The organism is Vibrio sp. 1-Bac 57, assembly GCF_037546855.1.
GTDB lineage: Bacteria > Pseudomonadota > Gammaproteobacteria > Enterobacterales > Psychromonadaceae > Psychromonas.
Genome location: NZ_JALAAC010000027.1, coordinates 34,223 through 55,953 on the forward strand (window position 1 = coordinate 34,223; position 21,731 = coordinate 55,953).

Here is a 21,731-nt window from a genome sequence, read left to right on the forward strand (position 1 = left end):
GGGGCACATACAAGATGGGAAACATCATCGTCATTTACAATCGAAATGAGTGGTGTGATCGCTATGTGACTGCTTTCTGATATGTGAAATGAATAATATTTTTTAGCGATATACTTACTAATAATTTAATGGAATTAATTTGAGGTATGTGATGAAGGAATTCAAGCTGATAGATGTTTTAGATAAAGCATTTAACAACGCATGGTTGCCCTTAGTTCAAGATCCATCAAAAAAAGAAATCCCAATAATTTTTGACTCACAGAAAATGCGTTTATATTTTATTGAAATATATAAACAGTTATACGCAAAATCAGGTGGTGATAAGAGTTTTATGATCCACTGGTTTAATGATCTAAATAAAGCGTTTAATTGCACTCCAATTGATGCATGCAAAACTGAAGCTGGATTATTGACAGTAAAAAAATACTTTGAATCAAATCGGTAAAATAAGAAAAATACTTAACTAACCTTATCGGCTACTTCACATGTCGGGCATTGCGACTTAGCCTCTAGGCGCTTCAGGGCACATAGCACCATAGAAATTATGTGCTACTTTGAAGTATGTAACGTCAGCTGTTCCGACAGGCCGTGTAAAAACTATTGATCACCTTTTGGTCTAAGCACGAGGTACTTATGATCAAACAATCTTAGCCAGCGATCCAACTTCGAGGCCAATTTTAGTATAATAATGTGGTAAGCCAAACCAGAGGAAATCTGATATGTCTCACCATATTAAAGGTCAATCAAGACACCAATCGACACTCTTCCCAGAAGCAATAGATGACTTTGTTACCCAAGATAATTCAGTTCGAGTAATCGATACGTTTGTCGACCATCTTGATTTACTCACGCTGGGTTTTGATAGCGTTAACCCAAAGCTAACCGGCCGACCAGGCTACCATCCTGCCACCATGTTGAAACTCTATATTTACGGTTACTTAAATCGTATTCAATCATCTCGCCGCTTAGAAAAAGAAAGCCATCGCAACGTTGAATTGATGTGGTTGCTTGAACGTTTAAGACCTGACTTTAAAACCATCGCCAACTTTAGGAAAGATAATGGCAAGGGGATTAAAAATGTCTGCCGCCAGTTTGTTGAGTTATGTCGTCAACTCAACATGTTTGAGGATTCAGTGTTCGCTATCGATGGCAGTAAATTTAAGGCCGTTAATAATAAATCTAAAAATTATACACCCACCAAAGTTCAAGCGCATATCGAGCGAATAGAAAAGAGTATTCAACAATACTTAAACCAAATGGATACAAAAGATGGGGATGAGAAGGATATCGGTACGACGGTATCACCTTCGAAATTAGCATGGCTTGAGGCGCGTTTAATAGAGCTTAAAGCAATTGAAAAAGAAGTGAATGAACACCCAGACAAGCAAGTATCACAAACCGACCCTGATGCAAGGTTAATGAAAACGCAAAGTTGGGAAAGGCAGGTATGTTATAACGTGCAAAGCGCGGTGGATAGTAAGCATCACTTGATTGTTGAACACGATGTTACTATGACAACAGATAAAGGACAGCTTACCTTAGTGGCAGAGCAAGTCCAAAAAACACTAGGCAAACAAGACATCACCATCATCGCCGACAAGGGCTACTTTAGTCGCAACGATATTAAAGCCACACAAGACTTAGGCATGACAGCAAATGTGCCACAAACTGATACCTCTGGCTCAGAAAAGAAAGGCATATTCAATAAGTCGCTGTTTAAATACGATAAAGACAAAGACCTTTATATTTGCCCCGCGGGTGAGGAATTATCGCATCGACGTAACGTAACTGAACGCGGTCTTGAGCAAAAGGTTTACGTTAATTTTTATGCTTGCCGAGATTGTAATATCAGAGATAAATGCACGAAATCAGCGAAAGAGGCAAGGAAAATGAGACGCTGGATTCACGAAGAAGAGATAGATGCGATGCAACAGCGGCTCGATGATAATCCCGAGATATCGGTGCTAAGAAGACAAACCGTGGAGCATCCGTTTGGTACGATTAAGATGTGGATGGGCGCGACGCACTTCTTAATGAAGCGCAAAAAGAATGTGAGTATCGAAATGAGCCTGCATGTGCTGGCTTACAACATGAAACGAATGATGAACATAATGGGAACGACTGGGTTAATGGCAGCTATCAGGCAATAAGGAGGCACATATCCTAAACTCGAGCTATAAAATAGCCTCAAAACGTCACGTTCATCATTATTGGCTGACTATAACAGTGCAAAAAGGGTATACCGCCCTAATGATAATAATTAAGGACAAAGTTGATTTGGAACGTTGAGCCTCTCACACAACAAAGGTTGACGGTTGAATTCCGAGTTTTTACACGGCCTGCCGACAAAGCGGACATTACTGGCAAGTCGCTAATAAGATGGTCCGCCTCACCCTAGTCTAAACTTAGGGCAAATTACTCAAGAGGAGAATCATCATGTCTGATATTAATATTTTAGGAATTGATATAGGTAAATCTACTTTTCATCTTGTTGGCCACGACGCATCAGGAAAAGAAGTTTGTCGTAAGAAGCTAAGCCGTTCAAAACTAATTCATTACCTATCTACATTAACTACAACAACCGTTGCAATGGAGTCGTGCGGAGGAGCACATTGGTTGGCGAGAAAGTGCCAAGCATTTGGCCATTCAACAAAACTTATCCCTCCCCAATACGTTAAACCATATGTTAAAACGAATAAAAATGACTTCATAGATGCTGATGCTATCGCTGAAGCAGCTTCTCGCCCTTCAATGCGTTTTGTTAGTGTGAAAACTGAGGCATCTCAAGTTATATCTGTTATCCAACGAATACGTTCAAGTTACCTGAAGGACAGAACCGCTTGTATGTCTCGTATAGGCTCTGTTTTACTAGAGTTTGGTATGAGCTTTCCTAGATCTCACTCCAAAATGAAGAGTTTATTTCAATGGTTGGCTGAATATGGCGAACCAATACCACCAATGCTTCTTCGAGAGTTAAGAGAGCACCATGGCTTTTATTTGAAACTTAATGAGCTTATTTCACTGCAAGATAAAAAACTTAAACAATTAGTGGAAAATGATGAATTAGCCCAACTACTCAAAACTATCCCAGGAGTCGGAACACTCACAGCAAGTCGTTGTATGTCTGATATCAGTAATGCTTCCGATTTCAAAAATGGGAGGCATTTAGCTGCTTGGGTAGGATTAGTTCCACGGCAATTTTCAACAGGCGGAAAAACAACATTGCTCGGTATAAGTAAACGAGGGAACAAGGGATTACGAGAGCTATTTATTCATGGAGCCAGAGCAGTACTAGTCAGGCCAGAAAAAGCAGTAGCTGTATTTGGCAATTGGCTATTCGAGTTATTATCACGAAAACCATTTAATGTTGTAGTCGTTGCACTGGCAAATAAACTTGCACGCATAGCATGGGCAGTACTTTCAAGTAAACAAGCATTTGAAGTTAGAGTGTAACCAGGATTTGCAAATGATGATAAAGATGATAAAACGGTTAGACCACTGGATTGAAGACCTGTGGGGCGAAACAGCACCTTATTAAAGTATGCTTAGTCGCTTTTGAGGACAATCTAGCGCGGATCTCATCGTGGAGCTGGGGCTAATTTATTGGCAGCCTGCAAAGACTCCGAATACATTAGCGCAAACCAACTACGTTATCGATATTATTACTTGCAATATCGAGGCGGACCATACAATTCGCCCCCAAGCCGACTTACAGCGACCCTAATTAACTCACCCGCAGAATAAAATTAATAATAGAGACAACATGAGCATTTAGGTATTTGGTCTTGGAAAAGAAGCGAAATGAGAATATGATATAAATCATAAATTAATCACCTTGTTATGATTATTTTAAGTTTTTGCTTTTAAAGCTTATTTTAAAGGTTTACGGTTTGTTTTAGGTGTTTTGTGATTATTTTATAATGGACCGCTATTTTTACTATGAAAAATGGCTATTTACCATAATAGTCATTTTGTGCATGAGACTTTCACTAACAGTTTTCCAATTCAAAGTTTTGCTATAAATAGTCCATAACATTAAGTTGGTTTTTACGAACGTTTCCGTGATATTTTATTGGTAGCATATGCAACAGAACAAGTGCGAAATATTTTGTATATAAAGCTGTTAGCTATCTGTTTTATCGACCCGAAGGAGTATGTTATGCAAGAAAGTTTTATAAATGCTATTCATTCCAAGAATAAAATTAAAGTTACGTTTTATTCTAAGGAAGATGGAAGAAATCTAATACGCTTGTGTGCGCCAATGGACTTTGGCCCCTGTCGACGAGCTCATAATAAATCTGACCGTTTTCATATGTGGGATTACGAAAGTGATCAAAAAAAACATGTTCTAGGTCTTTTACCTGAGCAAGTTGTAAGTATTGAAGTGCAGGCAGGTAGTTTTCAACCTAGTGAGTTTGTAACTTGGAAAACAAATTGGTTTGTTGCTCGAGATTGGGGCTTACATTCATAATATATAGCCATACAAGGGACTATGGTGCTTTATTTACCATAAGACCCCTAAACGACATTCTAAAAGGCTGCCAATCGGTGGCTTTTTTATTCCTTCCAAATGATTACACTGTAACTTTTCTAGTAAAGTAAATCTGTTTTTTAAAATATTTATGGTAAAATAACCTATCATATATGATAGGTGTTTATTAAATGGTTTGGAAAGTTGATTTTTACACAGGTGTAGAAGATGACATATTATCTATGCCGCCTAAGATTCAAGCTCGAATGATTAAGTTACTTGAATTAATAGAGTTGCATGGTGCAAATTTAGGGCCTCCTCATACTGACTCTATGGGAGATGGTCTTTTTGAAATAAGAGCGAAAGGTCAAGAAGGTATTGGTCGTGGATTGTTTTGTTATTTAAAAGGAAAACACATTCTCGTGTTAAGAGCTTTTGTTAAAAAATCAAATAAGACGCCCAAAAAAGAAATTGAGTTAGCACGCAATAGAATGAAGGAGGTAAAGTAATGAGTTTATCTAAATTAAAACAGAAAGCATTTCAGAACCTAGAAGTAAAAGAAGCTTATGATGATCTTGGAGCTGAATTTGAGCTTATTAGCTCTCTTATTACAATGAGAGAACAATCAGGATTAACTCAAGACCAGGTTGCAGAAAAGATGGGAACTAAGTCTCCTAATATTTCTCGTTTGGAGTCAGGGAGATCAAACCCAAGCCTCAAAACATTAGTTAGTTATGCTCAAGCATGTGGGTTTAAATTAAACCTAGGCTTTAAGCACGCTTAATTATTAATACATTTCATGTGTTTAAAGGCTACTAATCGGTGGCCTTTTCTTTTTTACAGTTCTAAAGTTACAGTGTAACTAGTAGTTTTGATTTCCTCCAACTTAATTTACAAATCACTCCATAGCTGCGATCTGAGTTGTTTTAATAATAGAAAGACAATCTAAGGGGAGGTTTTTTAAACGTCTCAAAAATCGATTTTCAGGGACAACTTTGAAGTTAATACCGGCTATTTAACATAAGCGTCATTTTGTGCACCTCTTACTTTATTAACCTAACATTCCATAAATTGACTTAAAATTTTATTTTTGGATTTATCACCTCAACTAAAAGTAAAAACAGTTCAATAATCAAGCAATAAAAAAAATTAATTATCTGTAATTGTATTGATTGAAAGTTTTTTCCCTAACCACTCTTTCGCTCGACTCATAAAACAACTCTTAGAATGCGATTTTAGTGCCTTATAATCGCGATTTAAGTGGTTTTTAATCTGTTGATTTTAAAGGGGTTAATAAATTTCATTTAATATGTTTAGTTGTGTAATCTGGGGCTATTATTAATTCGGAGAATGTTATGAAACAGGAAAATAAATCTTTTAGAGAGCAGGACTTTTCACAACAATCATTTCAAGAAGCTATTTTTGAAAACTGTCAATTTTACCTTTGTAATTTTAGCCATGCAGACTTAAGAGATGCACAATTTATAAATTGTAAATTTATCGAAGCCGGAGAAAATACAGGGTGTCAATTTGACTATGCTGATTTACGTGATGCTTCTTTCAAAGAATGCAGGTTAGGAATGGCTAATTTTCAAGGAGCTAATGGTTTTGGGTGCGAATTTAGAGAGTGTGATTTACAAGGGGCAAGCTTTATAAGAACCAGCTTTATAAACCAAATTTCCCACAAAAGTTACTTTTGCTCTGTATATATCACTGGTTGTAATTTGTCTTATACAAATTTTGAAAAGCAATGCATTGAAAAGTGTGATTTATTTGAAAATCGTTGGGTAGGAGCAAATTTACGAAATACTTCTTTTAAGGGATCTGATTTAAGTCGAGGAGATTTTTCTTCAGATAGTTGGGGACAGTTTGATATGCAATATTGTGATCTCAGTAATTGTGAATTACATGGTTTAGATCCCCGCCGTGTTAATTTAAATGGAGTGAAAATTTGTGATTGGCAACAAGAGCAACTATTAGAGCCTCTCGGTGTTGTTGTTTTACCAAGTTAATCATTACCATATGGTATGTATTTACCATAACACCCGTTTTACGAAAGAAAAAAGCTACAAAAAAAAGCTACCTAAGTGGTTAATGCCGATCAGTTAAGAAAAATTAGTTGATTTTTAGCTGAAGAAGATCAAAATCCTATGACTCAAAAGGTCATGGGATTTTTTATGGAACTTTCAGAGGCACTCGCTTGCACTTCGATTAATCGTCTTACCGAATTTTCTTCTTTGTCAGATATCTTAGAGCCAGACATTATTGAATCTTGCCTACAGTCCAATGGCGTCGCTACGTTAAGAAAACGAAAGCTCCCTATGGATGCCATGGTCTGGGCTGTTGTAGGCATGCCACTTTTTAGAACTGAGTCTGTCCGTCAGCTTATTAACAAACTCGATATCGTATTACCTCAAGAGGTCGACTACGTCGCAAGAAGTGCGGTAACACAAGCCCGCAAAAAGCTAGGGAGTAATGTCGTTAAAGATGTATTTAATCAAACGGCTACCACTTGGCATAAACATGCTGAGCATCCTCAATAGTGCGGACTCAATTTATACGGCATTGATAGTGTCGTTTGGCGTACACCAGACACAAAAGAAAATAGTGCCGCAGTCGCCAAAAACACTTAGCTGCTACACACTAAAAACTCAATTTAAATTAAACAATAACTGATTAATATTGAAATAAAGAAATATTTTATGCGGGAATAGAAATGGAGTTTATCCTAAAATGAGAATTATAAACTTAGGTAAGTAACTCGTCACACGATTAGATGATAGTGTGACGAGTTTAAATTAATAATTTAAAGCATAGCTCAATCCTAGTGTGGTTCCTGAGGCAGGTAAACGGTTCATATCTGCGTAAGTTGTCTGATGATAGACGGTTAAATAATCTTTATTAAGTAAATTATAAATACCGTATGATACTCGCCCTACAGGTAGTTTCACTTGACCTAATAAATCTAAAGTCATATAACCAGTAACTGGTAATGCACTCGAGCCAGGGTCTTTTTGTTGATCTTTAAAGGCCCTGTCATCACCTGCAATTGCCAATGCTTGTAAGCGTATATTGCTACCTCCATTAAAGAAATATTGAGCAAATGCAGTGCCTTTGAGTGGTGTTAGTCGCACTGCTGAAAGCTCTAACCAATCTCCATCATTATAATACTGACCTCGAGTATAAGCCGCTGTCCCGCCAATCTGCCATTGATCAGTAAGATTGTGTGTAATTGATCCTTCTAATCCATAAATTCGTTCATCTGTATCGATAACCTCTACTGTATAGCTATTAGTAAAGCGCACAACTTTATCAGATTCATTATAAAAACTACTTAATCTTGCTGCAGTAGCGCCATGTTTACCTTGCCATCCGAATTCAAAGTTATTAGTAGTAATAGGCTGTACGTTATTTGAATTAACTACAAATCCTGCCATTACATCACGCAAAGCCCTTTGTATGTCTGCTGTTGTAAATCCTTGGGAAAAGTTAGCAAAAATTTGATCATTTGAAGTGATCTGATAACTAGCGCCTAAATTAAATAGAAACTTATCATGCTCTGTATTTCCTTCTTCTACCGTACCAGCATCATAATTAGTTGTAGAGTCATTGACGTAATATTCTTCTAGCATTTGTTCATAAATAGGAATAAAAGCGTCAGTTTTAGCTTTAAGGTTTTGATAACGAACACCTGCGCTTGTATGCCATTTATCTGTTAAATCTATATCGCCATTAATAAAAACCCCTAATTTATCGGTGGTAGTTACAGGTCCTCCATTATATGAGAGTCCATTTGATTGAGAGCTCAATCCATTGCTAGCAAAAAAATCACCAAAGTCTTGGCCATAATATATTTGTTCGCTTTTCTCTCTTTCAAAATCAGCACCGTAGCTCAGTAGTATTTCTCGGCCTCCAAGGTCTGTTTCTGTTTGCATCACTGCTCGTACGCCAATAACTTCGACTTGAGCTTCTGATTGTGTAATGAAATATGGGTTACCTGAGCTGTAGGCTGCATAACCATCTTGTCCTATTACTGTTTTAACTGAAGGATAAAACCGATCTTTTTCATTTCTATAGTATCCAGTAACACTTAAGTTTGAACCTATAAAGTCATCATGATTATAATTTAAGTTGACAGATACCTTCGTTGTTTGAGGTTCATTTTCTATGGTCGCTCCATCAATCGCATCTAAAGAAGGAGCTACACCATATAATACGGCTAAATTATCACCATAATCTGGACCATAGTCGGTATCTTGTTGATCATTATAATAAGTCACTGCTAAGTTAATGGTCTGACTATCTGTTAAGTTAACTCCTATACTGCCATTAAGGCTTAAAGAGTTAGTATCCTGTTGATCCGTTTGGTTTACATCTGGACTTATACGATCACCATCACTATCGAACTTACCTCCTTTACTGTCATAATCAATATCTAAGCGTCCGTACCATACTTCTCCGCCATAACCTAAAGTTTGGCCTACATGATAACCTAGAGATTCTGAGTTAAATTCTCGATTGCTACTGGTACCAACTCTGGTTTCCATAAATGAGCCATAATTATTGAATGATTTAGTAACAAGGTTAATGAGACCTCCTGATGCACCGGCACCATAGATACTTGTCGCACCAGAAATGACTTCAACACGCTCAAGTTGTTCAGGATCAATACTATTAAGCTCTCGAGATAAACTACGAGAACTGCTCAAAGGTACGCCATTGAGAAGATATTGTACTGGCCGACCATGCATCGTCGTTCCATAATTACTTGTTGATCCACTACTTGCTCCTAAACTAGGGATCAGTTGGGCTAATATATCTCCAACCGTACGGTCGCCCGTTGCTTGCATTTGCAACTCATCTTCAGTTATTACTTGCGTAACAGAAGGCATTTCACTAATTTTTTGTGCTAATACAGTACCTGTTTTTGCACTAGCTTTGACCAAAACAGTATCTAGCGTTGTATTCTTACGAGATGATCCTGTAGCGGGTTCATCAATAGTATTGGTATCAGCATATGATTGCTGAGTCATACAAAGGATAATAAAGGATATGGCAAGTTGATGGTTATTTTTCATATTTACTTCACTGTAGTTAGGTAGCCGTATAATTTATCTTTGGCTAATTTAGTTGTACATCCGGTGTATTGTTAGTTGAATGCGCCAAACGATAATGATTATCAGTATTATATTCTTAAATAAAACTAATGACAATGATTATCAGTTCTATTAACATTGGGGTTAATTGATAGTGGTTGTTATTTAGATTTGTGTGTTAAAGGAATAAAATGCAAGCAATGGTGGTTTTATCTTGTTGGGTATTAGGATCGTTGCAAGGAGCAACTTTAATTTTAGTTCCTGAGATGATGTTACAAGGCGAACTGACTGCGCTAGAATTAGCATTACCCTTATCTCTAGGCACATTTGTTTTTATGTGTTTTTCTGGTTATTGGGGAAAGAGAATAGATTTAAAAGTGTCTAAACATCAACCTCTAATTTCTGTTATTCGTTGGGCATTATTAGGTTTCTTAATTTCACAAATAAGTTTTATTTTATTATTAGATTTTTCTCATCTTCAAGGCTTATCTCTTGTCACCGCATTATGTTTTAGTCGAGTAATACATGGTGTTTTTTGTAGTGCACTTATCCCAACCGCACAATTAACCCTTTCTAAGAATGATCACAAAGGCGATAAGTTGGTGTGGACGAGTATTGCTACCAATACAGGTCGATTAACTGCACCACTTTTAACTTTCATTCCTCTTAACATTAATTATTTTAGCCTCTGGTTTATTGCCATTATTACATTCTTTTCTTTGCTCCTTGCCTGGCACCACAATGAAACGTCTATGGGCTATATTAATCCTCCAACTTCACCTAAAAGTCGGGTAATAGAAGACAAATTTACTTTATTTAGTAATCCATTATTGATCGCAACATGTATTGCAGGTGTCTTAATCTCTCTATTTTCATCACAGTTACAATTTAGTCTAGGTCCGTTGTTATTAGCTAGATTTGAAAATATTCAATTAGTCAGTGAGATGACTGCAACTCTATTATTTGCTGCAAGTGTTAGTGCATTAATCTCCTTGTTTATTTTATATCGCCCCCTTAGCCGATATCCTAAATTATTTTTAACCGTCATCGCATCTAGTCTTATCATCGGCAGTATTTTATTTATGGTTCAAGAATATCTTATTTTAGCCGTTGTATTAATTAGTTCATCTTTATCAATGGCTCCTACTTGGTATACATCATTAGCACTACATGCAAGCCACAATAACAAAGGGCGTACTTCTGCTGCAATATCTCAAGGACATACTTTAGGGAGTGTATTGGGTGCATTGATGGGCGGCTTATTGTTTGTATTAAGCGAACAAATTTTATTGTTTAGCTTTCTTTTCTTGATGCTGATGATTTTATTCTCTTGGGGAATGATCAGTTTCCAAGATGAAAAACTAGATGATCAGGTATTGCTTACTAAAAAGCTTAATTAAGATTGGAAAAAACATAACGGGTAGAGCCTTACTTTCTACTACTTTGAATTATTACATTTACTTTTATTAAACGGAATTATCTATGAAACAGACTAAATCAAATAAAATTAGATTTATGTTAAACCCTATTATCATCGCAATGTTAGGTGTGCCATTACAATCACAAGCAGCAGATGAGGAATATGGAATGGTAGTCACTGCAAATAGAACACCGCAAAGTATTAGTGATATTGCCGCAACAGTTTTAGTGATTGAAGAAGAACAAATTGCAGAACAAGCTCAGTCAGGAGTTGAGTTTAAAGATATTCTTGCTAACTTAATTCCAAGCATCGATGTTGGGAGTCAGTCTCGTTCAAATGCAGGACAAAATATGCGAGGTCGTTCTGCCTTAGTAATGATCGATGGTATTTCATTAAATTCAACTCGCTCTGTGAGTCGTCAGTTTGATTCTATCAATCCATTCAACATCGCTCGAATCGAAGTCATATCTGGTGCATCAGCTATGTATGGTGGTGGAAGCACAGGTGGTATTATTAATATTATTACTAAAAAAGGTAATGAGGATGGAGATGGCGTTCACACAGAAACATGGGTTGGTGCTCAATCGGGGTTTAATAATAGTGAAGATTTACAGTATCAAGTTGCACAATCGATTTCTGTTAATAAAGATAAATTAGATGCACGTTTAGCTATTTCATACGATCAAACTGGTGGGACGTACGACTCAAATGGCGACATGGTTATACAAGATGCGACGCAAACTAGTTCTCAATATGTTTCTCAATTAGATGTGATGGGAAGCCTTGGTTATGACATCACAGATACGAAACGTATTGAATTCACAGCACAGTTTTATGATAGTGGCCAAGATAGTGATTACGGTATCGATTATGGTGCATCTTATGGTAATTATTTTAATAATGATGAAATCAATATGGTGGAAGGTTATTCTAATAATGACCAAGCTAAAACGACTAGATACATGTTAGCTGCAAATTATATTGATAGTGATTTTTATAATCAAACCATGAACCTGCAATTTTTTACCCGTTATGAATCATTACGGTTTAACCCTTTTTATGCAGGAACATTAAGTGCCTCTGAACAAAATACAACAGTGATTGGTTCTAAGTTAGTATTTACAGCGCAACCAACAGATAGTTTGAACTTAGTTTATGGTGCTGATGCTGAACTTGAAAAATTTGATGCGACACAAACCTATTACAATACAACCATTGCGGCTCTTTCAAATGGTCTTGTCATGGAACCCGTTGGTTCAACTGGTCGTTATCCTGACCTTGAAACTGCTTATTTAGCTGCTTTTCTACAGGCAGAGTATGAAATTAATGATGCATTGAGTGTTAATGCAGGGGCTCGTTATCAATATACGCACACCAAGGTGGGAGACTTTGTTGATAAAGATCAGCAATATGCCATGTTAGCAGGTGACCCAACTAATTATGATGCGATCGAAGGTGGAAGTAATAATTACGGCAATGCCTTATTTAATGCGGGTATCTTGTATAAATTAACTGATCAACAACAAGTTTGGCTTAACTTTTCTCAAGGCTTTGATGTTCCGGACAGTACTAAGTACTATGGCTCTGGTACGTATAATGCTGATGGCTCGGTGGCGAGTAGTGTTAATGTGTCCGATAACCCGTTGGAAGGTATTAAAACAAATTCAGCAGAGTTAGGTTGGCGTTTAAATAATGAAAATGTATCTACTCAATTAACTGCATATTATTCATTGTCTGATAAAAAAATAGAAGTTCAGGATGATTACTCCATTGATATGGTCGACGATAAAGTACGCATTTATGGTTTAGAGACTCAACTTGATTATTACTTAAGCGATGAGTTGCTTATTGGTGGTAATTTCAGTTATATCGTAAGTGAAAGTAAATCAGGTGGGGAATGGAAAAATTTAGAAGCCACTGCAGCTAGCCCTTCAAAATTAACTGCTTATATTGCTTGGCAAAAAGAGCAATTTAATACACGCCTTCAAACAACCCAAATGCTTGATTATAAAGATGGCGATGATAATAAATTGGAAGGTTATAACACTGTTGACTTGTTAACTGGTATTCGACTACCTGTTGGTAGTCTTAGTTTAGGTATCACTAATTTATTAAACTCTGAATATCAAACATTGTGGTCACAACGAGCGACTTATTATTATGGTGGTTCAGTTAATTCAAACTTATTTAACTTTGAAGGCCAAGGTCGCACATATTCTGCCAACTATAGCGTGAAATTTTAATGTCTAATATTTTGTTAACCGTTAATAAATTAACTTGTCGTTTAGGTGGCAAGTTAATTCTAGATGATATCTCGTGTGAATTTTTGCAGGGTAAAGTAACCGCTTTAATTGGCCCAAATGGCTCAGGAAAAAGTACTTTACTGAAGTTAATTGCAGGATTAGAAAAACCAATCGCTGGGGATATTCGCCTAATAGATAAAGTAATATCGAAATATTCTCGAGCTGATTTAGCGCTTAAGTTAGCAATGTTGCCACAACGTCATAGCACTCCTGTTGGTTTGACTGTAGCTGACCTCGTAGAATTTGGTCGTCATCCCCATCGTCTTTGGTTTGCTCCTCTAACTAAAAAAGATCAACAAAAAATGGATTGGGCAATGCAAGAGGCAGGTGTGGCAGAATTTGCAGATCTTACTATTGAAACACTTTCAGGAGGAGAAGTTCAACGTTGTTGGTTAGCAATGGTGTTAGCACAAGATACAGATATTGTCTTATTAGATGAACCTACCTCATGGCTAGATATTGGCCATCAAGTGGAATTGTTACATATAGTTAAGCGTTTAAATGAGCAGTATGGAAAAACTATTATTTGGGTATTACACGATCTAAATCATGCTCAAGAGTTTAGTCATCACGCTGTTATGTTAGAAAAAGGTAGAGTGATTGCAGCTGGTAATATAGATGAAGTTTTGACTGCTGAACGTGTTTCACAGGTTTATAATACTTCGGTTGCTCGTGTTGAAGTTGAAGGTCAAACCTTACTTTGGCCTAGAACTAGAATTGAACCCATATTAGCTGAACAGGGGGAAGACTAATGTTAAATTGGTCTCGATTCTTGCTTATTACTATTGCCTTTTTGTTCACGATGAATGTCTCTAGTCAAGAAATACAGAAACAAGAGAGCGATACATTACCACTTTCATTGCCTACTAGTTTAAAAGAGACGCCTCGGGTTGTTGCTTTAAATTGGTCTGCGGCTGAAATGTTATTGTCACTGGGTATTAAACCTACTGCATTAGCTTCAATTAATGGCTATAAAAAGTGGCAATCAAACCATCCTATAATACCTGATGGTGTAGTTGAAGTAGGTAATAGAGCCTTTCCAAGCTTGCCTGTTATATTAGAGCAACACCCCGATCTTATTATTGGTTATCCATTCCGTCATGCGCGTTTATTGGGCGAATTAAATAACATTGCACCTACCTTATTGCTGCAACAGTTCGCTCGCTTTAATCAAGTTGATTATCGTTACATGGATCAGATGCGAATTAACTATTTACTACTTGCTAAAAAATTAGGTAAAGCAGATTTAGCACAAAAACAATTATTTGAAATGGATAATGAATTAATACGCCTACGTCAGGTTTTAATCGATGCTGGTTTAGAGGGTAAAAAAGTAGCTTACGGTAAATTTGTCGGAATGGGTTATGGCTTACGTGTTTTTTCTAAACAAAGCTTGGCTGCTTCAGTCATTGTTAAGTTAGGTTTGCATTATGAATGGGATATTACTTTACCCGGAAAAGACTTCACTCATTTACAACTAGAGCAAATAAAAATGCTACAGAATACTGCTCTCATTTTAGTACAGGAAACTTCCGGTAAAGGTGAGCGTATGATGAATTCACCTCTTTGGAAACAACATCAATTTGTAAAAAATGATGATATTTATGTCGTACCTCCCTTATGGAGTTTTGGAGGACCTGTTTCAGTGATTCGCATGGCTCGTGCTTTTACTAAGGTTTTAATGGAGAAAAAGAATGCTCTATAAACTACCTAAAGCAATGCTACATCGTGGTTTTTTTTGGCCTGTTTTAATCCTTTTAAGTGTAATAATTTTAATGCTCGATTGGCAAAGTTATCAACAGTCTGTATTAGATAATGACTATACGATGACTTATTTTTATCAACTCTTATTGCCGACTCTGCTAATGGCAATACTGTGTGGCTCATTGCTTGCACAATCCGGTGTAATTGTTCAAACAGCGCTAGGTAATGGATTTGCATCTCCCTCAACAATAGGTATCAGTTCAGGTGCATTATTGGGAGCGATGGTGATTAACTTAGTGGTTGATGATCCAAGTATTTGGCAAGTTTGGTCATCTGCATTTTCCTTTGCGTTGGCCATTGCTATGCTGATTTTATTATTATCACAAGTGATTGGTGGTAGTAAGTTACAGCTTATCTTAATCGGTATGGCGATGAGTTTAGCTGTGGGGGCTCTATCATCCGCTATCATGATTTATGCAGAACAACGTATGGATGGTTTATTTCTTTGGGGAAGTGGCAATATTGGGCAAAGTGATGACCAATTAATTAGTCTTGTTTTATTACCCTCGTTACTACTACTCTCACTGCCTTTATTATGTCATCGACAATTAGATATGTTGAGCTTAGGAGATGATAGTGCCAATGTCATTGGTTTATCCGTTCGTCGATGGCGTATTGCTTTATTATTGCTCGCTGTTTTACAAGCATCATTAGTAACCGCAATGGTTGGTGTATTAGGATTTATTGGTTTAATGGGCCCTCATCTTGCGCGTATGCTTGGGTTTAACAAAACACGAAAACAACTTATTTTTGCTAGTTTAATTGGTGCATTATTAGTTATTGTAGCGGAGTTGTTTTCTCGCTCATTACCCGTTTCTGGCTTTCGTTTACCCACTGGGGTTTTAACCGTATTATTGGGTATGCCATTCTTTTTATACTTATTAACCCGTAAAAAAGGTGCAATGAGTATGGCTATGCAAGAAAATGGTTTTGGACTTTCTGCTCTAATTAAATTACCAAAGCTATTTGCAATTTCAATTCCAGCCTGCTTTGTTGTATTGACGGTTATGTATTATTGGCCGAACGAAGTTACTTTTGAATTTACAATTTGGCGTATGGTTGTTGCGATAATGGCGGGCTTTGCTTTAGGAATGGCGGGTTGTGCGTTACAGGCTTTATTTCGTAACCCTATGGCTAGCCCTGACATTTCTGGGGCTACTTCAGCTTCAGTGTTATGCATTATTCTTGCTTTACAGGTTTGGCCTGATGCCTCTCGTATTGACTTGTTTCTTTTTGCCTTAGTGGGAGCTGCGATTGTTGTTTTTATTTTGTTTATTGCAATGCATTTTCAACTTAGAGTTTCACAGCTTGCATTATTAGGCATCGCCATATCAGCTTGGTGTGGAACGATTGCTTCTATGGTATTGACGTTTGGATCAAGTTCAGCCTCTATCACTGTTCTTTGGTTAACAGGGACGACATATGGTGCAGATGCTCAAATTGGTTGGTTATTAACAGCAGTTACACTTCCTTGTTGTATCGCTTTGATTGCATTAGCTCGTCATTTAGACCTTTTTACATTGGGAGAAGATTGGGGGCTGCATCTTGGGCAGCCTCTGATGCAGCTTCGATTATTAATTATATTATTGGTTGTCTTTTTAACTGCAGCAGCAGTAGCTGCTGTTGGATCAATCGCTTTTGTCGGTTTACTCTCTCCCCATATTTTGCGTCTAATGGGACAAACACGTCATTGGGTACTGTTGATTGGGAGCGGCTTAGTAGGCGCTTGGTTGCTGCTACTCGCAGATGGATTCGGCAGAACATTATTAGCGCCATTTGAAATAGCAAGTGGGATTTTAGTTTCAATTATTGGCGGATTGTATTTTATCTGTTTAATTTTATTAGGTTACAAAAGGAATTAGTGTGTCAGGATTAGATCTTATTTATCAACGTAGTTCGTGTCATGTACATGAAATGGAGCATCCAGCACCAGATAAGCAAAAGTTAAAGCGTATTTTACAATCAGTCATGAGTGCTCCTGACCATGGGAATATTAAACCATGGCATATAGTTGTTGTTGAAACTGAGCATGTACCGACTATGTGTGAATCCATGTGTAATGCTTGGTTAGATAATGCCGGCCATATCGATCCAACTCGAGTTCGTCGTTTAACGAGTTATTTAAAAGATGCTCCAATGGTTGTGCTAGTTTCTGCCAATATTGCTGAGCCTCATGCTGTATCTCGTCGAGATCAAGTATTAGCGGCAGCAGCTGGATGTCAAAATATTCTTTTAGCTGCAGAACAAGAAAAGGTTGCAGCTGTTTGGTATAGCACTGATGCGGCAGAGCTACCAAAAGTACATCAACTATTTGGATTAACTGAAAAACAAGAGCCCGTTGCTTTTATTATTTTAGGAACTAAAAAAGAACTGCGTATAAAAAAACGTTCAGACGTAGCTAATCATTGTTACAAATGGGTAGGTAATGAGCAATTAACAACGTTGTTTGAGTAATCAAATATAAGGCTATTTACAGTAGCCTTTTCTAGGGCGTGTTGATCTTTCGAGGATAATTTTTAAACAGCATGGTTAGGCGTTATAATTTATTTCGCCAAAAACTAACCATAACACCAAACTATGCCTAGATTAATGTTAACCGATAAACGATGGGAAATGCTACTGCATTTAATGAAAAGCACTGGTCGTATTTATAATAAACCTGAACACAGAAATACTTTCGAAGGGATACTATATCGTCTCAGAACGGGTATTCCTGGCGAGATTTACCCAGAGAGTTTGGTCACTGGAGCACTATTTTTAGGCGATTTAATCTTTGGTCTAAAAAAGGTATTTTATCTAGTTTATTCAATGAATTAGCGAAAGATGCTGATTTTGATTGGGTATTTATAGATGGGTCAATTATTCGTGCACATCAACACAGTACAGGTGCAGCAACAGCCGATAGTGAATGTATAGGTAAAAGCCGAGGGGGGAATTCTACTAAGATTCATTTAGCGGTAGACAGCAACGGTCTGCCTATCTACTTTGAGCTATCGGAAGGCCAAAGAAACGATATAACACATGCCCAAAGTTTAATAGAGAATACTAGTCAGGCTAAAACAGTCATTGCAGATAAAGGTTACGATAGTGATTTATTTCGTCAGTTTATTGAACTGGAAGGGATGGAATCAGTTATCCCTAAACGAAAATATAATGGTGAAAAGCAAAAAGATGTTGATTGGTGTTTATATAAATATCGCCATTTAGTAGAAAATGCATTTGGGCGAATAAAGCATTTTCGTTCTATATCAACCAGATATGACAAGTTGGCAAGAAATTATGCCAGTATGGTATCACTGGCATTTATGATGATGTGGCTACCAATGTATTGCTGAGTAAATTTTATACAGCAAAGATCAACACGCCCTAGTGATCATGCTTAATAGTACTAATATTTGTAACTACTCAGCCTAAATAAATTATTTTAAATACATTCAAGGATCGAGTTGCTTGATCCTTTTGAGGCTTTATCATAGCAGTATGAATGATAAAGCACCTCAAGCCACTAATATCAAAGATGCTCAAACGTTGATCAATCAACTTTGGGAGATAACCCGTGTGCAGGTGAAAACAATTGATGTGCTCACTCAACAAGTCAGTTCACTTACCCAGCAAGTTGACGTGCTAACGCTTGAAGTTAACACACTCAAAGAAAAGCTATCAAAAAATAGTAACAACAGCAGCAAACCGCCCTCAAGTGATGGTTATTCCAAGCCTGCGCCTAAAAGCTTACGTAAAAAATCAGGTAAACCTTCTGGCGGTCAACGGGGTCATAAAGGACAAACATTAAGCATGGTAGCCATGCCTAACATCGTCGAGAAATATGACATCACATCTTGTACACACTGCTGTGCTGATTTGTCTCATGCGCCTGTTATTGACGTAGAGCGTCGACAAGTGTTTGATTTACCGCCTGTTGAACTTAAAGTCACAGAGCATCAAGCTCAAATAAAACAGTGTACAACCTGCGGTAAAAGCAGCAAAGCCAAGTTCCCTGTAGCGATTGGTAAAGGTGCGCAATATGGTACCAACATTCAAGCTATCCTCACTTATTTTAACCAATACCAACTATTACCTTATCAACGTACCCAAGAAATGTTTCAAGATTTATTCAATATTCACTTGAGCCAAGGCACTATTAAAAATGTGTTATCGAGAGGAGCTGATGCGTTAACTGAATTTACCGAGCAGCTCAAAACAACCTTATTATCAAGTCCAATCAATTATTTTGATGAAACAGGCTTACGTGTTGAAACCAAACTTAACTGGCTCCATGTGGCATCAAATGAAAAACTAACCTATTACTTTATCCATAAGAAACGAGGTAAAGAAGCGATGGATGAAATGGGTATTCTTCCCGACTATCAAGGGAATGCAGTACACGATCATTGGATGAGTTATTATCAGTATAACTGCCAACATGTATTATGTAATGCCCATCACTTACGTGAATTAACCTTTGTTGAAGAGCAATATCAACAGCCTTGGGCATTGAAAATGAAGGAATGCTTACTCGGTATTAAATCTGCCGTAGAAGAAGCTATCTCTTTAGGAGGGACGACATTGACCCAAGCGCAGATACTAGGTTTTGAGCATTATTATGATAGGATAGTGTTTGAAGGAAAACAACAAATCCCCATTATTAGACCGCCGAAAGTAAAAAAGCGTGGGAGAGTAAAAAAACACAAGAGTCATAACCTGTTGAATCGTCTTATTGAGCATAAAAGTGAAGTACTCGCCTTTATGTATAACTTCGCGTTGCCGTTTGATAATAATCTGGCTGAAAGAGATATAAGAATGACGAAGTTGAAACAAAAAATATCGGGATGTTTCCGCTCAGAAGACGGTGGTAATATATTTTGTTCGTTAAGAAGTTATTTATCGACGGTGAAAAAGCAAGGTCTTAACAGGCTTGATGCGTTGATTGACCTGTTTAACGGAACCCCCTTTATCCCTTCCATGAATTAATTCAGCCCATTTTTATAGGCTGAGTAGTTACTAATATTTTATTATAGAGGTTTTAGCATTTAAGTTGAGTTTTCTCTAATTTTTAAGTGTCTAGCTGGTATTCTTTGATTCATTCTTTTTTAAGATAGGTGGCCACTTTACTCACACCGCACATTAAATGGTTCGTATGATTGAATCACAAAAAATAATTTGGATCGTGTAATTTTCTTTAAAATTTAAGTATCAAAGATAAATCATTATCGAAAAAGTATGAAGTAATTGAGCCTGAAACACTAATAATACGATTGTTGTGTTTAAGTGCTTTTTCATAAATTTATAGTTTCTAACTAAAGGGGACGAAAGTTAGTTGCTGTTCTGGCCTGCTTCCCCTCCTGTGCGGGGGGGGGGCTGTAATGACCATTCCTACCGCAACCGGTTTTCTTCATCTTGCTTATATTGGAAAATGGCACCACGCTATCAGTTGGCCGATAGCGTGTCGTTAAACGTCTTATTTTAATGATTAACTTCTATGCCACATTTTATTAACTAGCACCGAGCATCATCTCTGAAAAAGCACTGCCATCAATTCCTGATGCATTCGCCACATAAGGTGCGTAAACTTCAAATAACATACGTGTATCAGAATGACCTAGCATTTGAGAAATATACAGCGGGTTCTCATGTGCGGCGATATGTAACACCGCTGCAGTATGGCGTGTCTCATAAGGACGACGGCGTCTTAAACCAGCTTTTGCCAATGTTTTATACCAGACATGCTTACCAATGTAGTTAGTACTGATTGGTTTACCTTGAGATGTGGTAAATAGAAATGGAGTGTCATGTTTTTTATTAGCGATGATGCGTTTTAACGCATCAAAAAGAGTGTCGCACATTTTAAGGTCGCGTCTTGATTTAGGGGTTTTAACATTACATATTTCTCCATCGACATAATTTTGTCTGATGCGAATAAGACGGTGTTCAAAATCGATGTGTTCATCAAGAAGCCCATGAATTTCACAGCTGCGCATACCCGTCCAAAAACGAACCACAAAGTAATCATGCCAATAAGAGGAAACAACCGCTAAAAAGCGTTGTACTTCTTCAAACGTCATCGGATGTGAATCTGCTTTTTCTTCTTTCAAAGAACGATAACGGCGCAGCGGGTATTCAAAACGATATTCATCAGCGACTAAGCTCATACAACTCACAAGTGGTCCCAAAATGCCATTGATGCGGCAGTTAGAGAGTTCACGTGTACCGTCTTTTTTGGTTAAATCGAGTAAGGTTTGGCGATAGTGGTCCACATGTGCCAACGTGAGCTCGTTGACTAACGTATTACCAAAAGTAGGTTTTAAATGCCGTTCAATAGTCAGTTTAACGGTCCTTTCATAACTACTCTTCCATTTCTGCTTTTGACGGTCAAACCACTGGTCAATGAACTCATCAAAAAATGGGAAATGTCGGTTGGGATGTTTGGCGCGTTGTAATATTTCAAACTGCGCTACTTTTTTGCTGTCTGGAAAATAATCTCGATATTGAAAGGTGCCTAAATCTATCTCAGCGTTCATCTGCTTGAGTTGCGCTTTAGCAATGTTGAGGTTTTTAGGGGTCGCCATCGTTTTCGTACCTTCACGAAAACGTTGACCATATAGGTGAAAATCGAATTGAATGCGTCCGTTTGGACGGATACGTACTTGAGCCATATCGGCCTCCATCAAATAGTACTATCC

Annotated in this window: 16 protein-coding genes and 2 pseudogenes; 16 read left to right on the forward strand and 2 right to left on the reverse strand. The window is 37.4% G+C overall.

Annotated elements, in window-relative coordinates:
- The first annotated feature begins 151 nt into the window (after positions 1 to 151).
- The 8 genes and pseudogenes from MT391_RS15505 to MT391_RS15540 all read left to right on the forward strand — a co-directional run.
- The gene (locus tag MT391_RS15505; protein ID WP_028868812.1) at positions 152 to 445 is read left to right on the forward strand and encodes an antitoxin Xre/MbcA/ParS toxin-binding domain-containing protein; all 294 of its coding nucleotides are present in this window, start codon (positions 152 to 154) and stop codon (positions 443 to 445) included.
- A gap of 274 nt (positions 446 to 719) precedes the next feature.
- The gene (locus MT391_RS15510; RefSeq protein WP_028868813.1) at positions 720 to 2,150 is read left to right on the forward strand and encodes an IS1182 family transposase; all 1,431 of its coding nucleotides are present in this window, start codon (positions 720 to 722) and stop codon (positions 2,148 to 2,150) included.
- A 286-nt stretch (positions 2,151 to 2,436) separates the two neighbouring features.
- Positions 2,437 to 3,453 carry an IS110 family RNA-guided transposase gene (locus MT391_RS15515; RefSeq protein WP_028868814.1) on the forward strand — a complete coding sequence of 339 codons (1,017 nt, stop codon included), beginning with the start codon at positions 2,437 to 2,439 and terminating at the stop codon, positions 3,451 to 3,453.
- Positions 3,454 to 4,159: 706 nt separating this feature from the next.
- Positions 4,160 to 4,471: a hypothetical protein gene (locus MT391_RS15520; protein ID WP_028868877.1), complete on the forward strand. Its 312-nt coding sequence runs from the start codon at positions 4,160 to 4,162 to the stop codon at positions 4,469 to 4,471.
- 191 nt (positions 4,472 to 4,662) lie between these two features.
- Positions 4,663 to 4,980: a type II toxin-antitoxin system RelE/ParE family toxin gene (locus MT391_RS15525; protein ID WP_028868878.1), complete on the forward strand. Its 318-nt coding sequence runs from the start codon at positions 4,663 to 4,665 to the stop codon at positions 4,978 to 4,980.
- Positions 4,980 to 5,255, forward strand: a complete 276-nt coding sequence (locus MT391_RS15530; protein WP_028868879.1) for a helix-turn-helix domain-containing protein — start codon at positions 4,980 to 4,982, stop codon at positions 5,253 to 5,255. Before MT391_RS15525 ends, MT391_RS15530 begins: the two co-directional genes overlap by 1 nt.
- Before the next feature lie 571 nt (positions 5,256 to 5,826).
- Positions 5,827 to 6,483: a Qnr family pentapeptide repeat protein gene (locus tag MT391_RS15535; protein WP_028868880.1), complete on the forward strand. Its 657-nt coding sequence runs from the start codon at positions 5,827 to 5,829 to the stop codon at positions 6,481 to 6,483.
- A gap of 165 nt (positions 6,484 to 6,648) precedes the next feature.
- A pseudogene (locus tag MT391_RS15540) lies at positions 6,649 to 7,095 on the forward strand (transposase domain-containing protein); the annotation flags it as partial.
- Between the two features lie 174 nt (positions 7,096 to 7,269).
- Here the strand turns inward: MT391_RS15540 and MT391_RS15545 are convergent.
- The gene (locus tag MT391_RS15545; protein WP_499498864.1) at positions 7,270 to 9,549 is read right to left on the reverse strand and encodes a TonB-dependent receptor; all 2,280 of its coding nucleotides are present in this window, start codon (positions 9,547 to 9,549) and stop codon (positions 7,270 to 7,272) included.
- A 209-nt stretch (positions 9,550 to 9,758) separates the two neighbouring features.
- Between MT391_RS15545 and MT391_RS15550 the strand changes: the two genes are divergently transcribed.
- From MT391_RS15550 to tnpC, 8 genes and pseudogenes are all read left to right on the forward strand, one after another.
- Complete coding sequence (locus MT391_RS15550) at positions 9,759 to 10,967, forward strand: MFS transporter (RefSeq protein ID WP_499498866.1); 1,209 nt, start codon at positions 9,759 to 9,761, stop codon at positions 10,965 to 10,967.
- A gap of 82 nt (positions 10,968 to 11,049) precedes the next feature.
- The gene (locus tag MT391_RS15555; RefSeq protein ID WP_499498867.1) at positions 11,050 to 13,230 is read left to right on the forward strand and encodes a TonB-dependent receptor; all 2,181 of its coding nucleotides are present in this window, start codon (positions 11,050 to 11,052) and stop codon (positions 13,228 to 13,230) included.
- Between the two features lie 89 nt (positions 13,231 to 13,319).
- Positions 13,320 to 14,042, forward strand: a pseudogene (locus MT391_RS15560) (ABC transporter ATP-binding protein); the annotation flags it as partial.
- Positions 14,042 to 14,995 carry an ABC transporter substrate-binding protein gene (locus MT391_RS15565; protein ID WP_499498869.1) on the forward strand — a complete coding sequence of 318 codons (954 nt, stop codon included), beginning with the start codon at positions 14,042 to 14,044 and terminating at the stop codon, positions 14,993 to 14,995. The pseudogene MT391_RS15560 and the gene MT391_RS15565, both read left to right, overlap by 1 nt.
- Positions 14,985 to 16,916, forward strand: a complete 1,932-nt coding sequence (locus MT391_RS15570; protein ID WP_499498871.1) for an iron ABC transporter permease — start codon at positions 14,985 to 14,987, stop codon at positions 16,914 to 16,916. Before MT391_RS15565 ends, MT391_RS15570 begins: the two co-directional genes overlap by 11 nt.
- A gap of 1 nt (position 16,917) precedes the next feature.
- Entirely contained in the window at positions 16,918 to 17,508 is a 591-nt protein-coding gene (locus MT391_RS15575) for a nitroreductase family protein (protein ID WP_499498873.1), read from the forward strand.
- A 123-nt stretch (positions 17,509 to 17,631) separates the two neighbouring features.
- A protein-coding gene (locus MT391_RS15580; protein ID WP_499498875.1) for an IS5 family transposase occupies positions 17,632 to 18,389 on the forward strand; the annotation gives its coding sequence in 2 pieces (ribosomal slippage) (positions 17,632 to 17,767 and positions 17,767 to 18,389; 759 coding nt in all).
- 145 nt (positions 18,390 to 18,534) lie between these two features.
- Entirely contained in the window at positions 18,535 to 20,022 is a 1,488-nt protein-coding gene (gene tnpC, locus MT391_RS15585; protein ID WP_499498876.1) for an IS66 family transposase, read from the forward strand.
- Between the two features lie 521 nt (positions 20,023 to 20,543).
- Here tnpC and MT391_RS15590 read toward each other — a convergent pair.
- Complete coding sequence (locus tag MT391_RS15590; RefSeq protein WP_499498878.1) at positions 20,544 to 21,704, reverse strand: tyrosine-type recombinase/integrase; 1,161 nt, start codon at positions 21,702 to 21,704, stop codon at positions 20,544 to 20,546.
- Positions 21,705 to 21,731: the final 27 nt, after the last annotated feature.

What these genes read in the sequence shown, in the direction of transcription:
- MT391_RS15505 (WP_028868812.1), top strand. Translation starts at nt 152, where the DNA reads ATGAAGGAATTCAAGCTGATAGATGTTTTAGATAAAGCATTTAACAAC.
- MT391_RS15510 (WP_028868813.1), top strand. Translation starts at nt 720, where the DNA reads ATGTCTCACCATATTAAAGGTCAATCAAGACACCAATCGACACTCTTC.
- MT391_RS15515 (WP_028868814.1), top strand. Translation starts at nt 2,437, where the DNA reads ATGTCTGATATTAATATTTTAGGAATTGATATAGGTAAATCTACTTTT.
- MT391_RS15520 (WP_028868877.1), top strand. Translation starts at nt 4,160, where the DNA reads ATGCAAGAAAGTTTTATAAATGCTATTCATTCCAAGAATAAAATTAAA.
- MT391_RS15525 (WP_028868878.1), top strand. Translation starts at nt 4,663, where the DNA reads ATGGTTTGGAAAGTTGATTTTTACACAGGTGTAGAAGATGACATATTA.
- MT391_RS15530 (WP_028868879.1), top strand. Translation starts at nt 4,980, where the DNA reads ATGAGTTTATCTAAATTAAAACAGAAAGCATTTCAGAACCTAGAAGTA.
- MT391_RS15535 (WP_028868880.1), top strand. Translation starts at nt 5,827, where the DNA reads ATGAAACAGGAAAATAAATCTTTTAGAGAGCAGGACTTTTCACAACAA.
- MT391_RS15545 (WP_499498864.1), bottom strand. Translation starts at nt 9,549, where the DNA reads ATGAAAAATAACCATCAACTTGCCATATCCTTTATTATCCTTTGTATG.
- MT391_RS15550 (WP_499498866.1), top strand. Translation starts at nt 9,759, where the DNA reads ATGCAAGCAATGGTGGTTTTATCTTGTTGGGTATTAGGATCGTTGCAA.
- MT391_RS15555 (WP_499498867.1), top strand. Translation starts at nt 11,050, where the DNA reads ATGAAACAGACTAAATCAAATAAAATTAGATTTATGTTAAACCCTATT.
- MT391_RS15565 (WP_499498869.1), top strand. Translation starts at nt 14,042, where the DNA reads ATGTTAAATTGGTCTCGATTCTTGCTTATTACTATTGCCTTTTTGTTC.
- MT391_RS15570 (WP_499498871.1), top strand. Translation starts at nt 14,985, where the DNA reads ATGCTCTATAAACTACCTAAAGCAATGCTACATCGTGGTTTTTTTTGG.
- tnpC (WP_499498876.1), top strand. Translation starts at nt 18,535, where the DNA reads ATGAATGATAAAGCACCTCAAGCCACTAATATCAAAGATGCTCAAACG.
- MT391_RS15590 (WP_499498878.1), bottom strand. Translation starts at nt 21,704, where the DNA reads ATGGCTCAAGTACGTATCCGTCCAAACGGACGCATTCAATTCGATTTT.